The organism is Polyangium fumosum, assembly GCF_005144585.1.
Classification (GTDB): domain Bacteria; phylum Myxococcota_A; class Polyangia; order Polyangiales; family Polyangiaceae; genus Polyangium; species Polyangium fumosum.
On record NZ_SSMQ01000049.1, the window covers coordinates 79,251 to 95,931 of the forward strand.

Here is a 16,681-nt window from a genome sequence, read left to right on the forward strand (position 1 = left end):
CGATCAGGGCAGGAAGCGCCCGAGGAACGCGTCGCCGTCCTTGCCGTCGAACGAGCCCACGAGCGCTTTGTTGATCAAGAACGGCGCGTGGTTCTGGCCACCGACGATCAGATCCCCCGCAGGCAGGAGCGCGAGCGCGAACACCGTGTTGGCGGCATCGTTGTCTTTGGCCCCGCCGCTGAGAAGGACGCTCGACGCGACGTGGGCGCCGTCGCTGCTGAGCTTCGCGAAGAACAAATCGCCTGCATCCGCGGCCATGAGGGGGCCGCCGCCGAAGTCCATGCCGCCCTGGAACGTGCCTGCGAGCGCGAGCTGATCGGCGGTGCCCACGGCGAGGCTGGCCTGCGTCACGAACGCCGTCGCGTCGCCGATGGCTTTGGCCCAGACGACGCTGTCTCCGGTGCCCGCGATGCGCGTCACGTAGAGCGCGCGCGAGGCGACAGCGTCCGTCTTGATCGTCTGTCCGAAGAAGTTGAGCGCGCCCTCGAACGCGCCCGTGAGCAAGACGTCGCCGTTCGACGCGATCGCCACGTCGAACGCCTGCTGCGTGGCCGCGTCGCCCCAGGCGTTCGCCCAGATCGGGGCGAACGTCGGCGAGAGCTGCGCGGCGAAGACGTCGAGCCCGCCCTTGCTCGTGAGGGTGTTGCCGGCGATGAGCTCGAGCGTGGAGCTGAAGACGCCGGTGATGACCACCTCATCGTTGGTGTTGACGGCGATCGCGCGGAATTCGTCGGCGCCTTGACCGCCGATGCGCCGCGAGGCCGCATGGAAGCCGGTCTCGTCGAACTTGGCGAGGAAGATGTCGTTGCCGCCGGCCGACGCGAGCTGCGCTCCTCCGAGCGCGATGTTGCCCGCGAAGTTGCCCGCGACGATCACCTGGTTCGCCTTGGTCATCGCGATCGCGCGCACCTCTTGCAAGGCCGTGTCGCCGAAGAGCTTGCTCCACACCGGGCCGCCGTCGGCGTCGAACTTCGCGAGGAACGCGTCGCCCGATCCCGCGCTCGTCAGGACGCCGCTGCCGAAGTTCACCGCGCCGAGCACACGTCCGCCGACGTAGATCGCGCCGTCCTTGTCGATGGCGACGGCGTTCGCTTGTTGCAGGGCCGCGTCGCCGAAGCGCTTGGCCCAGACGACCTCGCCTTTCGGCGTGAGCTTCGCGAGGAGGATGTCGAGGCTGCCCGTGCTCGCGAGAGGGCCGTCGCCGAGATCGATCGTCCCGCCAAACGCGCCCGCGATCACGATGTTGCCGTCGGGGGCGATCGCGATATCCGTGATCATCTGCGCGGAGGCCTGCTCGCCGTACGTTCGCAGCCAGCCGATCCCGAGCGCCGGGCATTCGAGCGGATCGACGCCGTTGCACGCTTCGTCCTCGGGCGTCAGGCAGTCTTCGGGCTGCGGCAAGACCGCGCCGCCGCATTCGCCGAAGCCCGCGCCATTCGGCAGGCACACCTCGATGCCCGGCTTGCACGTGCCCACATCCTCGGTGCCGGGCGGGCCGCTGTAACAAGAGCGCTGTTCGTCGGGCGTGCAGACCATGCCGCTGCCGCTGCCGCCCGCGCCGCCCGCGCCACCTGTGCCGCTCGTGCCCGTCGGTTCGAATTCACGCTCTTCCGGCGAGCACGCCGCGAGCGCCATCACGCCGAGACACGCGACGATGGCGAGCCTCCGCGAAAGAGCCGAGTTTTGCCGGAGCTTGCGATTCATTGCTTCGAACATGAAAGGATTTCCTTCAGGGCAAGAGGCGCGCGAGGAACAGGAGCGGTTGCTGGGCGTCGCCCGACGTGAGCGGACCTCCGCCAAAATCGATCGGCGAGTAGCTCAGGCCTCCGAGGATCGGATCTCCGGTTGGCATTACCCCGAGCGCGAGCACGCCGGCCGCCCCGTTGGTCGTGTAGTTGCGCGAGCTCCGGTGCGTTCCGTCGAACGCGAGCTGCGCGATGAAAGGGCTCACCGCCGCTTTCGTCATCAGCGGTCCGCCGCCGAAATCGATCTGCTCGCTGAACCAGCCCGCCGTCGCGATGCGCCCATTCGCGACGCCGAGCCACATGCCCCAGTCGGAGCTGGATGCCGGTCCGCCGAGGATCTTGCTCCACGCGAGCGCGCCGTCCGCCGCGAGCTTCACGAGGTATGCGTTCGTCGCCATGGGCGCGGCTTCGATCTTCGAGCCGTCGTCGAAGCTGATGACACCCGCCATGCGCCCCGAGAGGACGACCTCGTCGTCCGGCGTGACCGCGATGCCGAGCGCCTCCTGATCGGCGGTGTCGCCCCAATGCTTGGCCCAGACGGGGCTGCCGTTTCCCTGGAGCTTGAGCGTGAACACGTCGTCGTTGCCGGCGCTCGTGAACATGCCGGCGACGCCGAAATCGACCGCGCCGTCGAAGTGGCCCGTGACGAGGATGTTGTCCTTCGTGTCGAGCGTGAGCGCGACGATCTCTTCGAAGCCCGCGCCGCCGTACCGGCGTGACATCGAGTGGAAGCCCGAGCCGTCGAGCCTGGCGACGAACAGGTCCGTGTCCATCCCCGCCGTGAGCGCCGAGCCGCCGAGGTTGATCGTGCCCTGGAACTCACCGCCGAGGACGACCTGCCCCGCCTGGGTGAGCGCGATGCTCTTCGCGCGTTGCAGGTTCGCGTCGCCGAAGAGCTTCGCCCACACGACGTCGCCGTTCGTGTCGAACTTCGCGACGAGCGCGTCGGAGCTGCCCGCGCTCGTGAGCGTCCCGTCTCCGAGGTCGATCGCGCCGGAGACCGTGGCCGCGAGGTAGATCATTCCCGAGGCGTCGATCACCACGCCGCCGGTCGTTTGCGACGACGCGTCGCCGAAGCGCTTGCTCCACTGATGCTTGCCATCGGCGCTGAACTTCGCGAGCAGGATGTCGGTGCTGCCCGTGCTCGCGAGCGGACCACCGCCGAGATCGAGCGTGCCGCGAAGCTCGCCCGCGATCACGATGTCGAGCGTCTTCGGGTCGACGGCGATGCTGCGAATGTGGCTGTCGTCGAGGATGGGGAAGCCCTTGCTCCACACGTGGTCGAGCGGCGGGCAATCGGCCGGCTCGTCGCCGTTGCACGCCTCGTCCTCGGGCGTGAGGCAGTTCTCGGCTTGTGGCAGGACGTCCCCGGAGCACTCGCCGAAGCCCGTGCCGTTCGGCAGGCAGAGCTGGACGCCTTTCTTGCAGGCGCCGATGTCCTCGGTGCCGGGCGGCCCGGTGTAGCAGGACCTCTCTTCGTCCGGCGCGCAGCCCATGCTGCCCCCCGCGCCGCCCGGTCCGCTCGCGCTCGTCGTGTCGCCGAAGTCGCGCGCCTCCGGCGTGCACGCTGCCGCCCCGAGGGCGATCATCGACGCGGCGCCGAGCACGGCGCCGAGGTGCCGACGAGACCAAGCCAAGCCCCTGTGGATCCTGCGCATCATCGATCCGAGCATGCCATGGAATGCAGCCTCTCGGATCAGCCGCGTGGGGCCGGTCTTCAGGGCGAGAGGCGCGCCAGAAAGCCACTCGCGTCGAGCGTGCTCGTGGTCGTGAACGCGCCGCCGCCGAAGTCGATCGAGCCCGCGTACACGCCGCCGACCACGAGATCACCCTGCGGCCCGAGGTCGAGGGCGAGCGCACCGTCGGCGCCCGCACCGCCGAACACGCGCGAGCCGAGGTGCACGCCGTTCAGCGTGAACCGCGCGAGGAACACGTCGACGCTGCCCGCCGCGGAGAGAGGCACGCCGCCGAAGTCGACTTCGTCATCGAAAAAGCCCGCGGCGACGATGCTCTCCGTGTTCGGATCCACGCGAACGGAGACGCCCCACGAACCGGAGAATTCGCCGCCGAACATCTGGCTCCAGAAGGCGCTGCCGCTCGACGAGTACCGCGCGAGGAAGAGGCCGCGGTCGCCCTTCGCGTAGGTGACGGGGCCGTCGAGGTACAACGTGCCGGACGCGTCGCCGGCGACGATCACGTCTCCGTTCGGCGCTGCCGCGATCGCGAGTCCGCGCTGGCTGCCGGCGTCGCCCGCGCGATGCGCCCAGAGGCCGGTGCCGTTCGCGGAGAGCTTGGCGAAGAAGATGTCGTGGCCGCCGATGCTCGTGAGCGGGTCGCCCGTGACGGGGCCGAAGTCGATCGTCGTGTCAAACGTGCCCGTCACGAGGAGCGAGCCCGTGGGATCGACCGCGAGCCCGCCGAGGTCGTCGAAGCTACTGCCACCGAAGCGACGCGAGAAGACGTGCGCGCCCGAGGTGTCGAGCTCGGCCACGTAGACGTCGTTCAATCCCGCGGAGACGAGGAGCGTGCCGCCGAAGTTGATCGTGCCGGCGAAGGTGCCGCCGAGGATGATCCGCCCGGACGGTGTGATCACGATGCGCGCGACGCGCTGGGCTTTCGCGTCGCCGAAGCGCTTGGCCCAGGCGAGGTTTCCTTCCGCGTCGAGCTTCGCGATGAATGCGTCGTCATCGCCCGCGCTCGTCAGGAGCTGACCGTCGCCGAAGTCCGAGGAGCCTTGGATCGCGCCGCCGACGTAGATCGATCCGGCAGCATCGATCGCGACCGCGGTGGCTTCCTGGTTCGCGGCGTCGCCGACGCGCTTGCTCCATCGGTGTTCGCCGAGCGGGCTGAAGCGCGCGACGAAGAGGTCGTTTTCCCCGGAGCTCACGAGGGGTCCTCCGCCGAGGTCGACGACGCCGCGGAACGAGCCGACGGCCACGACGTCGCCCGTCGCTGGATCGGTCGCGACGCCCTGGATCGATTGCACGTCGGTCTCGCCGAAGCTCTTGCTCCACACGTGCACGAACGCCGGTGTTGGGCCCGGTCCGCCACCTTCGCCGCCCGCGCCTCCCGCGCCGGCCATGCCGCCCGATCCGCCTGCGCCGCCCGCGCCGCCCGCGCCGCTCGTCACGCTGGGACCAGCGTCGGGCGTGCACGCCGCCGCACATGCCATCCACAGGCCGAGGAGCCCGATCCACGCGCCGTTTCGCTTTTCAAGCCGCCTCGCACCCGTTTGCCTTTTCATGTCGTAACGCACGAGCATGGCACAACGACGAGCCTCTTTGCGCGCGCCGCCGCCTTCGCTACGCACGGGCGCATGTCCGATCAATCCTCCCCCGTGAAAGTCGAGCGTCGCGGCGCCGTCGGCGTGCTCGTGATCGACCGCGCCGATCGTCGCAACGCGCTCTCGCGCGAAACCCTTTATGCCCTCGGGCGCCTCGGCAAGGAGCTCGTCGCCGACCCCCAGGTGCGCGCCATCGTGCTCACCGGCGCGGGCGACAAGGCCTTTTGCGCGGGCGCCGATCTGAAGGAGCGCCAGGGCATGAGCTCCGACGACGTGCGCAAGCAGGTCGGCCTCTACCGCAGCGAGCTCGGGGTGCTCGACCGCAGCGAGAAGCCCGTGATCGCGGCGATCAACGGCGTCGCCTTCGGCGGTGGGCTCGAGCTCGCGCTGATCTGCGACCTGCGCGTCGCGGCGCCGCACGCCGAGCTCGCGTTGCCCGAGACCACGCTCGGCATCATCCCAGGCGCAGGAGGCACGCAGCGGCTCCCGCGGGTCGTGGGCGAGGCGCGCGCCAAGGAGATGATCCTGCTCGGCCGGAAGCTCGGCGCGGCCGAGGCGCTCGCGTGGGGGCTCGTGAACCGCGTCTCGCCCGAGGGCACGAACGTCCTCGACGACACCCTCGCCTGGATCGAGCCCATCGCGTCCGGCGCGCCGATCGCGCAGAGCGCCGCGCTCCGGGCGATCGACACGTCCTACGAGGTGCCGCTCGATCTCGGCCTCGAACTCGAACGTGTCTACTACGACGAGACGCTGCGCAGCGAGGATCGGCTCGAAGCGCTGCGCGCGTTCGCCGAGAAGCGCAAGCCCGCGTTCCGCGGCGTGTAGGGCCTACACGCCATCCGTTGGATCTCGAAGCATCTGGATCTTGCTCTCCAGCCGCTTCGAGACCCACACCTTGTTGTGCTCGTCCACGACGACCGCGCCGCAGTCGTCGAGCTCCTCGCAGATCGACAGGCCCTTGTCCGGGCCGAGGATGAAGATCGCGTCGTCGATCCCGTCGGCGGTGAAGGCGTCCTTGGCCCACACGGTCACGCTGCGGCTCTTCCGGGCGGGGTAACCCGTGCGCGGATCGATGATGTGATGCCAGCGCTTGCCGTCCTTCACGAAGGCGCGCTCGTAGTCGCCGGCCGTCGAGAAGGAGTGGTCGGTCACGTCGATCATCGCGAAGTAGTCGTTCGGCCCCTGCCCGCGTGGATCCCGTACGCCGACGCGGTAGGGCGAGCCGTCGGGCTTCTTGCCGCGCACGTACAGATCGCCGCCGGCCTGCACGTAGAACGACGCGAGCCCCTCGGCGGCGAGCACCTTCGCGGCGGCGTCGACGGCGTAGCCCTTGGCGATGCCGCCGAGGCTCACGCGCATGCCGGGCTTGCTCAGCATCACGCTGCGCGCGTCGTGGTCGAGCTTGATCTTGCGGTAATCGATGAGCGCCCGTGCCGCGTCGATGTCGGCCTTCGAGGGCACCTCCTCGACCTTGTTCTCGTCGAAGCGCCAGAGATCGCGCATCGCCTCGAACGAGATGTCGAAGACGCCCTCCGAGCGATCCGCGACCGAGATGCTCTTCTTGATCACCTCGAACGTCTCGGGCCCGACGGCGACGGCCTGCTTGCCCGCGGCCTGGTTGATGCGCGAGATCTCGCTGTCGTCGCGCCAGGTCGTCATGAGCCGTTCGAGCCTGCGGATCTCGGCGAGCGCCTTGTCGAGCTTCGGCCGGATCGCTGCTTCGTCGAGCTCGCGCGTGGTGAACGTCGTGATCACGACGTGCGTGCCCATCGCCTTGTCGTCGAGCGTGATCTTCTTCGGATCGAAGGGCGGCGGGCGCGGCGCCGTGGCCTCTGCGCGCGGCTCGGGCGTGGGCTCGGGCGGCGAGGACGTGTTGCACGCCGCGAGGGCGAGCGCGCCGAGGAGGAACATGTGGCTCGTTCGCATCACGGCTCCCGCGTGATCCGCACGTAGACATGCGACGGCGGGGCGATGCCCGTCTCCACGCGCACCTTGGGCATCCCCGGCGCGAGCGCCGCGACGAGCGCGAGCTCTTCCTCGTAGTACATGCGTCGGATCGAGGTCACGGCGTCGTAGTAGAACGTGTACGTCCGACCGTACAGGGCTCCGACGAGCGCCACGAGCCCGAGCGTCGTGAAGCTCCGCTCCCCGTCGATGAAACACGCGCCTACGCGGGCGCGCCGCGCCGCCTCGCTCATCATCCGCGCGATCATCCCCGGCGGGAAATGGTGGATCGCCTGGGTGCAGGTGATCACGTCCACGCCTCGCTCCGACAGGCCTCCGAGCGCGAGCGCGTCCTCGACCGAGAACCGCACCGAGAGCCCCCGCTCGGCTGCCTGCGCGCGCCCGAGCGCGAGGTACTCCTCCCGCAGATCACTCGCCTCGATCGCGGCCCGATCCCCGAACCGCTCGGCGAGGTGCAACGCGAGCCCGCCGTGCCCCGCCGCGACGTCGTGCACGATCGGCCGCTTCCCTTCACCGCTCGCGGCCTCCACGAGCGGATCGATCGCCGCCATCACCGTCTCGTAGATCCCCGTGCAGTGGTTGAACCGATCGAGCACGTCGAGCGCGTGTGTCCGCTCGTCCTCCGGCAGGCTCGGATCATCCATGAGCTCCGGCCTGTCGCGGTAGAGACGCGCGTCCACCGCGTGGAGCAGCTCTGTGAGCGGGGCGCGACCGCCTTCGTCGAGATCGCTCGGCCGTTCGGCGCGCATCGTCGTGATGGCCTCCGCGACGAGGGCGTCGAAGCGCTCGATCGCCGCGGCCTCGCCGCGGAGCACGGCGCCTTCGAGCGGGGCGATCGCGGGCCCGAAACGATCGATCGTTCGGCGCATCGCCCTGCCGCGGTGCGGCGCGAGCGCGGCGCGGAGTGGTCCACGTACATCGTGACGGCTCATCCTGCGCATCACCGCTTCGAGGGCCGGATCGAAGCTTCGGCGCAGGACCTCGGAGAGCATCGAGGCTCGGGGCATGGCGCGAGCTTAACGCATCCCGACGCGGCGTCGCGTCACGAGCGCCCCGCGCGAGAGGGCTGTATGATGCGCGATCAACCATGCCGACGACGTCCATCGATCGACCCGTCAGGGAAGCCATCCTCGCGGCCGCGCATGCCGTCACGCCGATCGTCCGCGACGTCGCCGCGCGGATCTTCGCGCACCCGGAGCTACGCTTCGAAGAGACGCGCGCTGCTGGCTGGATCTGCGAGGCCATCGAGGCCGAGGGTGTCCCCGTCGAACGCGGCACCGGCGGCCTCCCCACGGCCTTCCGCGCGCGCCTCGGCGACGGCGCGGGCCCGCGCGTGGCGATCCTCGCCGAGTACGACGCGCTCCCCGAGATGGGCCACGCGTGTGGCCATAACCTCATCGCCGGCGGCGCGCTTGGTGCGTTCCTCGCGATCGCGCGGGCGCGCCCCTCCTTCGCGGGCACGATCGAGATCATCGGCACGCCCGCCGAGGAGGGCGGCGGCGGCAAGATCCGCCTGCTCGAAGCCGGCGTCTTCGAGGGCGTCACGGCCGCGATGATGTTTCACCCGTACGATTGTGACATCCTCGCGCCCTCCTCCCTCGCGAGCCATTGGCTCTCGCTCCGCTTCAAGGGGGTGCCTTCGCATGCGGCGATGGCCCCGTGGGAGGGCAAGAGCGCGCTCGCGGCGGCGCTCGCGACGATGCACCTCGTCGATGCGCAACGCGTGCAACTGCGGGACGGCACGCGCGTGCACGGCGTCGTCGTCGAGGGCGGCCAGGCGGTCAACATCATCCCCGAGCGCGCCGTGGTGGACTTCGCGGTGCGCGCGTCGTCGTTCGCCGAGCTCTCGATCGTGCGCGCGCTCGTCGAGCGATGCGCGCGCGGCGCGGCGATCGCGTGTAGCGTCGAGGTGGAGATCGAGGTCCGCGGCGGTTACAAGGACCTGCGCCCGAACCTCCCGCTCGCGCGTCGCTTCGGCGAGCACCTCGCTGCGCTCGGCCGGCCTGCGCGGGAGGTCGACCCCGTGCGCAGCATGGGCTCGACGGACATGGGCGACATCTCCCACGTGATCCCTTCGATCCACCCGCTGATCGCGATCTGCGACGAGGGGGAGACCATGTGCCACGAGCACCCGTTCGCGCGGCATGCGGACAGCGATCGAGGCGCGGAGGCGATGATGTTCGCGGCGCAGGCGATGGCGCTCACGGCGCTCGACGTCCTCGCGGACGCACCCTTGCGGGCGGGGATGACGTCGTATTTCGAGGGGAAAAACGGGCGGTAAAATCAGGCCGCGGGCGCGCGCTTGCTATCGACGCCGGCGGCTTGCAGGTCGTCGAGCATGCCCGTCGTCCCTTCGAGCGGGATCGCGCGGGCGAGGGCCACGCGCTCGAGCATCATCGCGAGCTCCAGCATGTTGCTCACGGGCGGCAGCAGCGCGCTCGTCCCGTCCCAGAGATCGAGCCCGATGTGGCCGCGCAGCACCGGCAGATCCTGCCCCTTTTGCTCGGTCTTCGGGATGCGCACCTTGTCGATCTGCGACCAGCTCCAGCGCCGCACCCGCGGCACCCCGAACGAGAGCAGCTCGCGCAGCACGATCCCCTCCGGGTTCACCACCACGCCGCGCATCTGGTCGCGCAAAACCCCGGCGATCGCGCTGCAAAACAGGATGATCGCGCACACGCTGGCGGGCATGATGCGGTGCCGATCGTCCTCGACGACGTACTTGAAGAGCCAGGTGTCCGTCGGGGCGTGTTGCCCGTACACGATCGCGCCCGAGATCAGGAGCGCGACCGCGAGGTACACGAGCCAGGGAAGGCGCTCCTTCAGCGGCGGCCCGAACGACACCGTGCTGTCCGGGCGATACGTCATGTCGAAGCCGGGAGGACGAGAAGGTCGCGCCATGTGCAGCAGTCTACACGACCCGGGCGCGAACCTTGGCTCGGCCTAGCAGCCTGTGGATGGATCTGCTGCGCGCCCCGAATCGTCGGTCGACATCGCTCGAAATCCTTCTGGATTCCTCGCTCCGTCGCCCTAGCTTCGGGGCGCTCGCGACGATCCTTCCACAGGCTGCTCGCGGCTCACGGACACTCGGAGGCCTTCGTCGGATTCGTTCGGAAATATTCGAGGCACCAGGGGCTCAGCGCCGCGGTGAAGTCCGCACACGGAATCTGATCCGGCGGCGTGCCCGAGCGATCCGTCGCCAGCGCTTCTTTGCAGGACGCGCAGCACTTCTGCTTCATGTCGCCCTCGCCTGCGGGCTTCGCGTCTTCTTCGGGCTTCGGCGCCGTCTCCTCGCCGGCCATGTCCTGGCCGCCCGTGTCCTTGTCGACGTCCGGGACTTCCGCTTGCTTGGGCTTGCTACACGCCGCGACGAGCAGGGAGGACGCGAAGAACAAGCCGACGAGCGCGCTCGAAACCTTCTTCATGATGAACCCGGCTTTATCGGAAGCACGTCCGGGAATCAAACGTGGTGTTCGTCGCGACGCTTTGAGCGTGGCGCGCTCCTACCCTCCTATAGCAAACTCGCCGCCATGCACGTGCACCTCGTGGGCGTGGCTGGGACGGGGATGGGCGCGCTCGCTGGGCTTTTCAAGGCCAGCGGGCACGACGTCTCCGGCTCCGACGTCGCCTTCTATCCCCCCATGGGCCCCGCCCTCGAACGCTGGGGCATCCGGCTCATGGAGGGCTTCGACCCGAAGCACCTCGAACCCCGCCCTGATCTCGTCGTCATCGGGAACGTTTGCCGTCCAACGAACCCCGAGGCCCGCGCGGCGCTCGACAGCGGCCTTCCGACGAAGAGCATGCCGCACGCGCTCGCCGAGCTCTTGCTCGTGCACCGCTCGCCGCTCGTCGCCTCCGGCACGCACGGCAAGACCACGACGAGCGCGCTCTGCGCGTGGCTCCTCCACGAGGCCGGCCGTGACCCGGGCTTCCTCATCGGCGGCCTCCCGAAAAACTTCGACGCGAGCTTCCGCGTCCCCGGCGACGTCGCGCGCGGCGGCCGTCTGCCGCTCGTCACCGGCGAGGGCATGTCGCGTCGGAAAACGCCGTTCGTCGTCGAGGGCGACGAGTACGACACGGCCTTCTTCGAGAAGACGCCAAAGTTCTGGCACTACCGGCCCGAGGTCGCGATCCTCACGTCGATCGAGCACGACCACGTCGACATCTACCCCGACGAAGCTTCCTACCTCGCGGCCTTCCGCGGCTTCGTCGAGCGTGTCCCCGAGAGCGGCCTCATCGTCGCGGCCGCCGCCGATCGCCACGTCGTCGACGTCGTCCGCGCCTCGGCCCGCGCCGAGGTCGCGTGGTTCGCCCTCGAAGGCGACGACATGCACGGACAGCCGCCCCACTGGCTCGCCGCGCCTGCGGGCGTCGACGAGACCGGCCAGTCCTTCGACCTCTACGCCGGCGGCGTCTACGCAGGCCGCGTCGCGGTCACGATCCCCGGCCGCCACAACATCCGCAACGCGCTCGCCGCCGCCGCCGCCGTCGCGCAGGGCTTCGGCGTCCCGCTCTCCACCGTGATCTCGGCGCTCGCCACGTTCCAGGGCGTTCGCCGCCGGCAGGATCTTCTCTATGAAGTGCGCGGCGTCCGCGTCTACGACGACTTCGCCCACCACCCGACCGCCGTCGACGAGACCCTGCGCGCGCTCCGCGCTCGCCACACGAAAGGCTCGCTCTTCGCGGTCTTCGAGCCGCGCAGCGCGACGGCGTGCCGCGCCCTGCATCAGGCGCAGTACGGCAGCGCCTTCGACGCGGCCGACGTCATCATCCTCGCCCCGCTCGGCCGAACCGAGATCCCCGAAGCCGAGCGGCTCGACCTGCGCGCGCTCGCGGCGGCGCTCGAAGCGCGGGGCAAGCGCGCGCTCACGCCGGCGTCCGTCGACGAGATCGTCACGTTGCTCGCGCGGGATGCGCAGGCGGGCGACACCATCGCGCTGCTTTCGAACGGCGCGTTCGGCGGGATCTACGACAAGCTAAGGGGAGCGCTCGCGCCATGAAGAGCACGACGACGGGCGAGCGTGCGCAGTTTGCCGCCATCGCGCAGCTCGTGGCCGAGGAGGCGGGCGCGCTCGTCAGCGCCGGCTTCCGTTCGCGCCCGCCCGTCGAGTCGAAGGGCCCCTCCGACCTCGTCACCGAGTACGACCGCGCGAGCGAGGACATGATCGCCATGCGCCTCGGCTCGCTCGCCCCCGGCATCCCCGTCGTCGGCGAAGAGCGCGGCGACGGCTTTGCTCCGATGGCCTTGCGCAGCGGCCTCGTCTGGTACGTCGACCCGCTCGACGGCACGACGAACTTCGTGCACGGCCACCCGTTCTGGAGCATCTCCGTCGGCCTCTTCGACGGTGACGAGCCGATCGCGGGCGCGGTCGTGGCGCCGGCGCTCGGCCTTCGCTGGAGCGGCTGGGTGGGCGAGCCCGTCAGTGTCTCGGGCCGCTCGGGCCGGCACGGCGAGGCGCGGCGCAACGGTCAACGATGCGGCGTGAGCCCGACGATGCGGCTCGAGGACGCGCTCGTCGCGACGGGCTTTCCGACCGTGCGCAACGTCGCGCCTGCGAACAACTTCCACTCGTTCATGAGCGTGAAGCACGTGGTGCAGGGGGTGCGGCGTTGCGGGAGCGCCGCGATCGACCTGTGCATGGTGGCCGACGGCACCTACGACGGGTACTGGGAGCGCAAGCTCAACATCTGGGACGTCGCGGCGGGATGCGCGGTGGTGCTGGCGGCGCGGGGAAGGGTCACGTCGCTGGAGGGCAGGGTGCCCGACTATCACCAGGGGCACATCGCCGTGTCGAATGGCCACCTGCACGACGCGCTGGTCGAGGCGATCAACGCATAGGGAAGGGAGGCGCCTCGCGCTTCAGCGCTTGCGGCGTCGCGCGAAGAGGGCGCCCAGGGCCACGAGGGCTGCGAGCCCGCGTCCGGGGGTCTCGACGGGTCCGCTGGCCACGTGGCAATCCGCGCCGCCGCCCAGCTCACCGCCGGAACCGCCCGAGCCTGTGGGTCCACCGGAACCACCGGAACCGCCGGAGCCGCCGATACCGCCGGAGCCGCCGATACCACCGGAACCGCCGATACCGCCGGAACCGCCAGCGCCGCCGAGACCACCAGAGCCGCCGGCCCCGCCCACTCCACCGGAGCCGCCGGCGCCGCCGATACCTCCGGAACCGCCCATACCACCGGAACCGCCGGAGCCACCGGAACCACCAGCGCCGCCCATTCCACCGGAGCCGCCCGCGCCGCCGATACCTCCGGAGCCGCCCATACCACCGGAACCGCCGGCCCCGCCCATTCCACCGGAACCGCCGGCGCCGCCCATTCCCCCCGCGCCACCGCTGCCCTCCGGCGTCACGCCGCCTTCGAAAATCTCCGCGCTCTCGCGGGCCTGCGGGTCGCCGTCGCTGGACGAGCAGCCTTCCTGCATCCCTCCAAAGACCAGCACACGATTGCCTTCGAGCCGCACGGCATGGGCATAGGTGCGCGTTTGGCTCATGCTGGGCACCGGCGTCCAGTCATTCCTGATCGGGTCATACACGGCGGCGCTGTTCAGGGCGCACTCGTTGCCGCCGGTCCGTTGCCTCCCGCCCGTGAGCAGCACGTTTCCGTTTCCGAGCAACATGGCCGCGTGACGCCCGCGCGACACGCCGAGGTGCCCGGTCACCGTCCAATCGTTCGTCGCCGGATCATACACCTGCGCATGCGGCATGTTCCGCGCGCCGGCGACCAGCACCCGGCCGTCGGCGAGCAGCGTCGTCGTGAATTCGAAGGGCGGCGCCAGCAGCGTTTGCGTGGCCGTCCACGTATTCGTCGCCGGATCATACCGGTCCGCGCCTTGCCCGCTCACCACGAGCACGCTGCCGTCCGGCAGCCGCGTCGCCTGGTGCGACGGATGCGCGAACGAGAGCGTACCGGCCGGCGAAAACATCCCCGTCGCCGGATCATAAAGCTCCGCCGTCGCCGGGTTTCCACTGCCCGCCGTCACCAGCACCTTGCCGTCCGAAAGCACGACCGCCGAATGCCCCGAGCGCGACGCGCCGAGCGAGCCTGTCGCGCTCCACGAGTTCGTCGCCGGGTCATAAAGCTCCGCGGCCGTCGTCCCGCCGCCCACCGCGAGGATTCGTTCGTCGGGCAGCCGCGCAAGCACGAGGCCATTGTCGTGGTGCGCGGCCATGGGGCCGGTCATCAACCACGTATTGCTCGCCGCGTCGTAGAGCTCCGCCGACGACGGGGAATCACCGCCCACCACCAGGATCTCGCCGGTTGCGACCCGGACCGACTTCGCGCGGCGTCGCACATGCAGGAGCGGCGCGGCGTCGCTCCACGCGTTCGCCGCTGGATCGTAGATCTGCGCCGAGAGGTTATCGTCCCAATCGTTGTTGATTCCTCCTGCGATGAGCACGCGGCCATCGGCGAGCTCGGCCCACGTGCCCTCCTGATGCGCCACGGACATGCTCCCGGCCGGCGTCCATGCGGATTGGCAGCCGACCGGCGCATCGCCGACGCAGGCGCCCGCCTCGCATACCCCATTCGCCGTGCAACCGTCGGCGCTCCCGCAGGTGGCCCCGGAGAGCGGCGTGCAAACCCCGTTCGCGGACGCGCCCTGGCTCACCGAGCAAGCGTCACACGACCCGGCGTCGCACGCGGCATTGCAGCACACGCCGTCGACGCAGAAGCCGCTCGTGCATTCGCCGTCGAAGAGGCAGGCGCCGCCGTTGTTCGTGAAGGGGAGCGACTCGACGTTCGCCGTGCCGCCGCCGGTGACGAGCACCCGCCCGTCGAGGAGCTGCGTGGCGTGGTGCCGGGTGCGGTTCGTGTTGAGGAATTTGCCGAGCGACCATGTCCCGGTCGCCGGATCGTAAAGCTCCGTGAGCGCGCCGCCGGTGATCAGCACCCGACCATCGGCGAGGCGCGTGGCCGCGTGCAGATAGTGGGTCGTGTTCATCGGCGTCGTCGTCGTCCAGCCCTGGGTCACCGGATCGTAGAGCAGCGCGCTGCGGTTCTCGGCGGTGAAGCCCTCGCCGCCGTAATCGGTGTAGCCGCCGGTGATGAGCGCCTTGCCGTTGTCGAGCGCCGTCGCGGTATAACCCTCGCGATTCTGGATCATGCCCGCGTGGAACCAGGAATCCGCGGCGGGGTCATAGACCTGCGTGAGGGCGCCGGACACGACGAGGATCTCGCCGTTCTGCAGCAACGTCGCCGTATGGTCTTCGATGTAGTCGGGCGGCGCCGTCACCTCGATCGTCGTGCTCGTGACCGGATCGTAAATCTCCGCCTCGAAGGTCACTCCATCGCCGTCCACGACGCCGCCGAGGAAGTAGACCCGCCCGTCGGGGAGCAGCGTCGCGGTATGCCCATAGCGGGGCGTCAGCATCGGCGCGGCGACCGTCCACGTATCGGTGGCCGGATCGAAGACCTCGATCACCTCCGACGGGCCGCCGGCCACGAGGACCTTTCCATTCGGCAGCAGCGTCGCGGTATGGGACGTGCGCGCCGTGCTCATGGACGCGACGAGCGTCCAGGTATTCGTGGCCGGATGGTAGACCTCGGCGCTGCTGTTCCCGCCGCCGGTCACGAGGAGCCGTCCGTCGGGCAAAGCTGTCGCGGTGTGCCGATTGCGCGCGGCGTTCATCGGCGGGGCCACGTCCCAGCGCGGCGCCGTGAGCGCCGATGCGGACGCATTCAGGGTGAGCGCCTTTGGGGCCTCCGCGCGGCTGCACGCGAGCGGCAATACGACGGGCGCAACACAGAACGCAAAAAGGAGTCGGGGAAAGAGGGACGTAGTACGCATGCGCGGCACGATAACGGCGACGGCGCCACGCCTCAACGGACGAGCACGGGGGGCGCGGCGGATGTGTTGTGCGAGGGCGCACCGTACGTCACCGACGTTCCGGTGATTTCGCTTCGTCCCCACGCGTCTTCGGGCTGGAGCGTTGGTCTCGGGGGTGGTAGGGTATCGTCGTTCCCTCTGCTGTTCTCCGTGAGGTGATTGGCAATTGAATCCCGAGTAAGCATGAACCAGGGGCCCACAACGCTGTCGTGGTGAGCTAGGCCCGAGACGTCATCGGGAAGCCTAAAGCGGCACATCGGGTACCCACCTAGCCGCAAGCTAGGGGTTCAAGTCATCAACCCACGATTACGGCGGTAAGGAACGTTTCTTCGAGCCCGGTGAGAGCCGGGCTCTTTTCTTTTGTCGCGTGTCCGGGCGTCGGGGCGACGTGTCCGGCGTTCCGGGGGCCGTGTCCGCGACCGTCGGAGACGTTGTGGCGGCCGTGCGAGGGGGTTGTGGCGGCCGGCGAGGGGGTTGTGGCGGCCGGCGAGGGGGAGGGGGGCGCGGGGCGGCGGCGTGTTCGACGCACGGAGGCGCGTGCCCGGGGTCGCGTGAGCGGTGGTGGCGCGGGGGAGGGGCGTTGTGGCGCGACGGAGACGGGTTGTGGCGCTCAGGTCCACCTGCGATTGCGAGACGGGCGCGGTCGGAGCGGCGGAGGCGGCGTCGCGGAATCGCCCCACGTCATTCGTATCCAATCAATGGCGCGCCTGCGTTGACGGCGCCTTTTGAGCGGCGCACCGTCCGATCTTGCTCGGATGGTCGCCCGCCGATGGGTGTGAGGGCCGGACCATCGGAGAGAAGGGAGCGGTCCATGCGACGATCGACGGGTTGGGCTCGCCATTGGCTTTTTCACGTGAGGGT

12 protein-coding genes are annotated in these 16,681 nt (G+C 69.8%); 4 read left to right on the top strand and 8 right to left on the bottom strand.

Annotation, left to right across the window (positions count from 1 at the left end; translation table 11 throughout):
* Nucleotides 1-3: 3 nt before the first annotated feature.
* The 3 genes from E8A74_RS35475 to E8A74_RS35485 all read right to left on the bottom strand — a co-directional run bounded on the left by E8A74_RS35475 (nucleotide 4) and on the right by E8A74_RS35485 (nucleotide 5,055).
* Nucleotides 4-1,716 carry an NHL repeat-containing protein gene (locus E8A74_RS35475; RefSeq protein WP_136933515.1) on the bottom strand — a complete coding sequence of 571 codons (1,713 nt, stop codon included), beginning with the start codon at nucleotides 1,714-1,716 and terminating at the stop codon, nucleotides 4-6.
* 13 nt (nucleotides 1,717-1,729) lie between these two features.
* Complete coding sequence (locus E8A74_RS35480; RefSeq protein ID WP_136933516.1) at nucleotides 1,730-3,382, bottom strand: hypothetical protein; 1,653 nt, start codon at nucleotides 3,380-3,382, stop codon at nucleotides 1,730-1,732.
* 80 nt (nucleotides 3,383-3,462) lie between these two features.
* The gene (locus E8A74_RS35485) at nucleotides 3,463-5,055 is read right to left on the bottom strand and encodes a WD40 repeat domain-containing protein (RefSeq protein ID WP_136933517.1); all 1,593 of its coding nucleotides are present in this window, start codon (nucleotides 5,053-5,055) and stop codon (nucleotides 3,463-3,465) included.
* Between the two features lie 6 nt (nucleotides 5,056-5,061).
* Here E8A74_RS35485 and E8A74_RS35490 point away from each other — a divergent pair, with 6 nt between their 5' ends.
* On the top strand, nucleotides 5,062-5,853 hold the full coding sequence (locus E8A74_RS35490) for an enoyl-CoA hydratase-related protein (protein ID WP_136933518.1): 792 nt from the start codon (nucleotides 5,062-5,064) through the stop codon (nucleotides 5,851-5,853).
* 3 nt (nucleotides 5,854-5,856) lie between these two features.
* On the opposite strand, the gene E8A74_RS35495 is transcribed toward E8A74_RS35490, so the two are convergent.
* Nucleotides 5,857-6,954, bottom strand: a complete 1,098-nt coding sequence (locus E8A74_RS35495) for an FAD:protein FMN transferase (RefSeq protein WP_136933519.1) — start codon at nucleotides 6,952-6,954, stop codon at nucleotides 5,857-5,859.
* Nucleotides 6,954-8,000: a methyltransferase domain-containing protein gene (locus E8A74_RS35500; RefSeq protein WP_136933520.1), complete on the bottom strand. Its 1,047-nt coding sequence runs from the start codon at nucleotides 7,998-8,000 to the stop codon at nucleotides 6,954-6,956. Before E8A74_RS35500 ends, E8A74_RS35495 begins: the two co-directional genes overlap by 1 nt.
* Nucleotides 8,001-8,080: 80 nt before the next feature.
* Between E8A74_RS35500 and E8A74_RS35505 the strand changes: the two genes are divergently transcribed.
* Complete coding sequence (locus E8A74_RS35505) at nucleotides 8,081-9,274, top strand: M20 family metallopeptidase (protein ID WP_136933521.1); 1,194 nt, start codon at nucleotides 8,081-8,083, stop codon at nucleotides 9,272-9,274.
* A gap of 2 nt (nucleotides 9,275-9,276) precedes the next feature.
* Here the strand turns inward: E8A74_RS35505 and E8A74_RS35510 are convergent, their stop codons facing one another.
* Together E8A74_RS35510 and E8A74_RS35515 are read right to left on the bottom strand one after the other, a co-directional pair.
* Nucleotides 9,277-9,894, bottom strand: a complete 618-nt coding sequence (locus tag E8A74_RS35510) for a hypothetical protein (protein ID WP_136933522.1) — start codon at nucleotides 9,892-9,894, stop codon at nucleotides 9,277-9,279.
* A 176-nt stretch (nucleotides 9,895-10,070) separates the two neighbouring features.
* Nucleotides 10,071-10,418 (bottom strand): hypothetical protein, encoded by a 348-nt coding sequence (locus E8A74_RS35515; protein WP_136933523.1) that lies wholly within the window; start codon nucleotides 10,416-10,418, stop codon nucleotides 10,071-10,073.
* A 105-nt stretch (nucleotides 10,419-10,523) separates the two neighbouring features.
* Between E8A74_RS35515 and E8A74_RS35520 the strand changes: the two genes are divergently transcribed.
* Both E8A74_RS35520 and E8A74_RS35525 read left to right on the top strand, forming a co-directional pair.
* The gene (locus E8A74_RS35520) at nucleotides 10,524-11,993 is read left to right on the top strand and encodes a UDP-N-acetylmuramate--L-alanine ligase (RefSeq protein WP_136933524.1); all 1,470 of its coding nucleotides are present in this window, start codon (nucleotides 10,524-10,526) and stop codon (nucleotides 11,991-11,993) included.
* Nucleotides 11,990-12,832 carry an inositol monophosphatase family protein gene (locus E8A74_RS35525; RefSeq protein WP_136933525.1) on the top strand — a complete coding sequence of 281 codons (843 nt, stop codon included), beginning with the start codon at nucleotides 11,990-11,992 and terminating at the stop codon, nucleotides 12,830-12,832. Before E8A74_RS35520 ends, E8A74_RS35525 begins: the two co-directional genes overlap by 4 nt.
* Nucleotides 12,833-12,853: 21 nt before the next feature.
* On the opposite strand, the gene E8A74_RS35530 is transcribed toward E8A74_RS35525, so the two are convergent.
* Nucleotides 12,854-15,781 carry a Kelch repeat-containing protein gene (locus E8A74_RS35530; protein ID WP_211365521.1) on the bottom strand — a complete coding sequence of 976 codons (2,928 nt, stop codon included), beginning with the start codon at nucleotides 15,779-15,781 and terminating at the stop codon, nucleotides 12,854-12,856.
* Nucleotides 15,782-16,681: the final 900 nt, after the last annotated feature.

Coding starts and splice junctions, on each gene's coding strand:
- E8A74_RS35515 (WP_136933523.1), bottom strand. CDS start 10,418: ATGAAGAAGGTTTCGAGCGCGCTCGTCGGCTTGTTCTTCGCGTCCTCC.
- E8A74_RS35490 (WP_136933518.1), top strand. CDS start 5,062: ATGTCCGATCAATCCTCCCCCGTGAAAGTCGAGCGTCGCGGCGCCGTC.
- E8A74_RS35520 (WP_136933524.1), top strand. CDS start 10,524: ATGCACGTGCACCTCGTGGGCGTGGCTGGGACGGGGATGGGCGCGCTC.
- E8A74_RS35500 (WP_136933520.1), bottom strand. CDS start 8,000: ATGCCCCGAGCCTCGATGCTCTCCGAGGTCCTGCGCCGAAGCTTCGAT.
- E8A74_RS35530 (WP_211365521.1), bottom strand. CDS start 15,781: ATGCGTACTACGTCCCTCTTTCCCCGACTCCTTTTTGCGTTCTGTGTT.
- E8A74_RS35525 (WP_136933525.1), top strand. CDS start 11,990: ATGAAGAGCACGACGACGGGCGAGCGTGCGCAGTTTGCCGCCATCGCG.
- E8A74_RS35505 (WP_136933521.1), top strand. CDS start 8,081: ATGCCGACGACGTCCATCGATCGACCCGTCAGGGAAGCCATCCTCGCG.
- E8A74_RS35495 (WP_136933519.1), bottom strand. CDS start 6,954: ATGCGAACGAGCCACATGTTCCTCCTCGGCGCGCTCGCCCTCGCGGCG.
- E8A74_RS35510 (WP_136933522.1), bottom strand. CDS start 9,894: ATGGCGCGACCTTCTCGTCCTCCCGGCTTCGACATGACGTATCGCCCG.
- E8A74_RS35475 (WP_136933515.1), bottom strand. CDS start 1,716: ATGTTCGAAGCAATGAATCGCAAGCTCCGGCAAAACTCGGCTCTTTCG.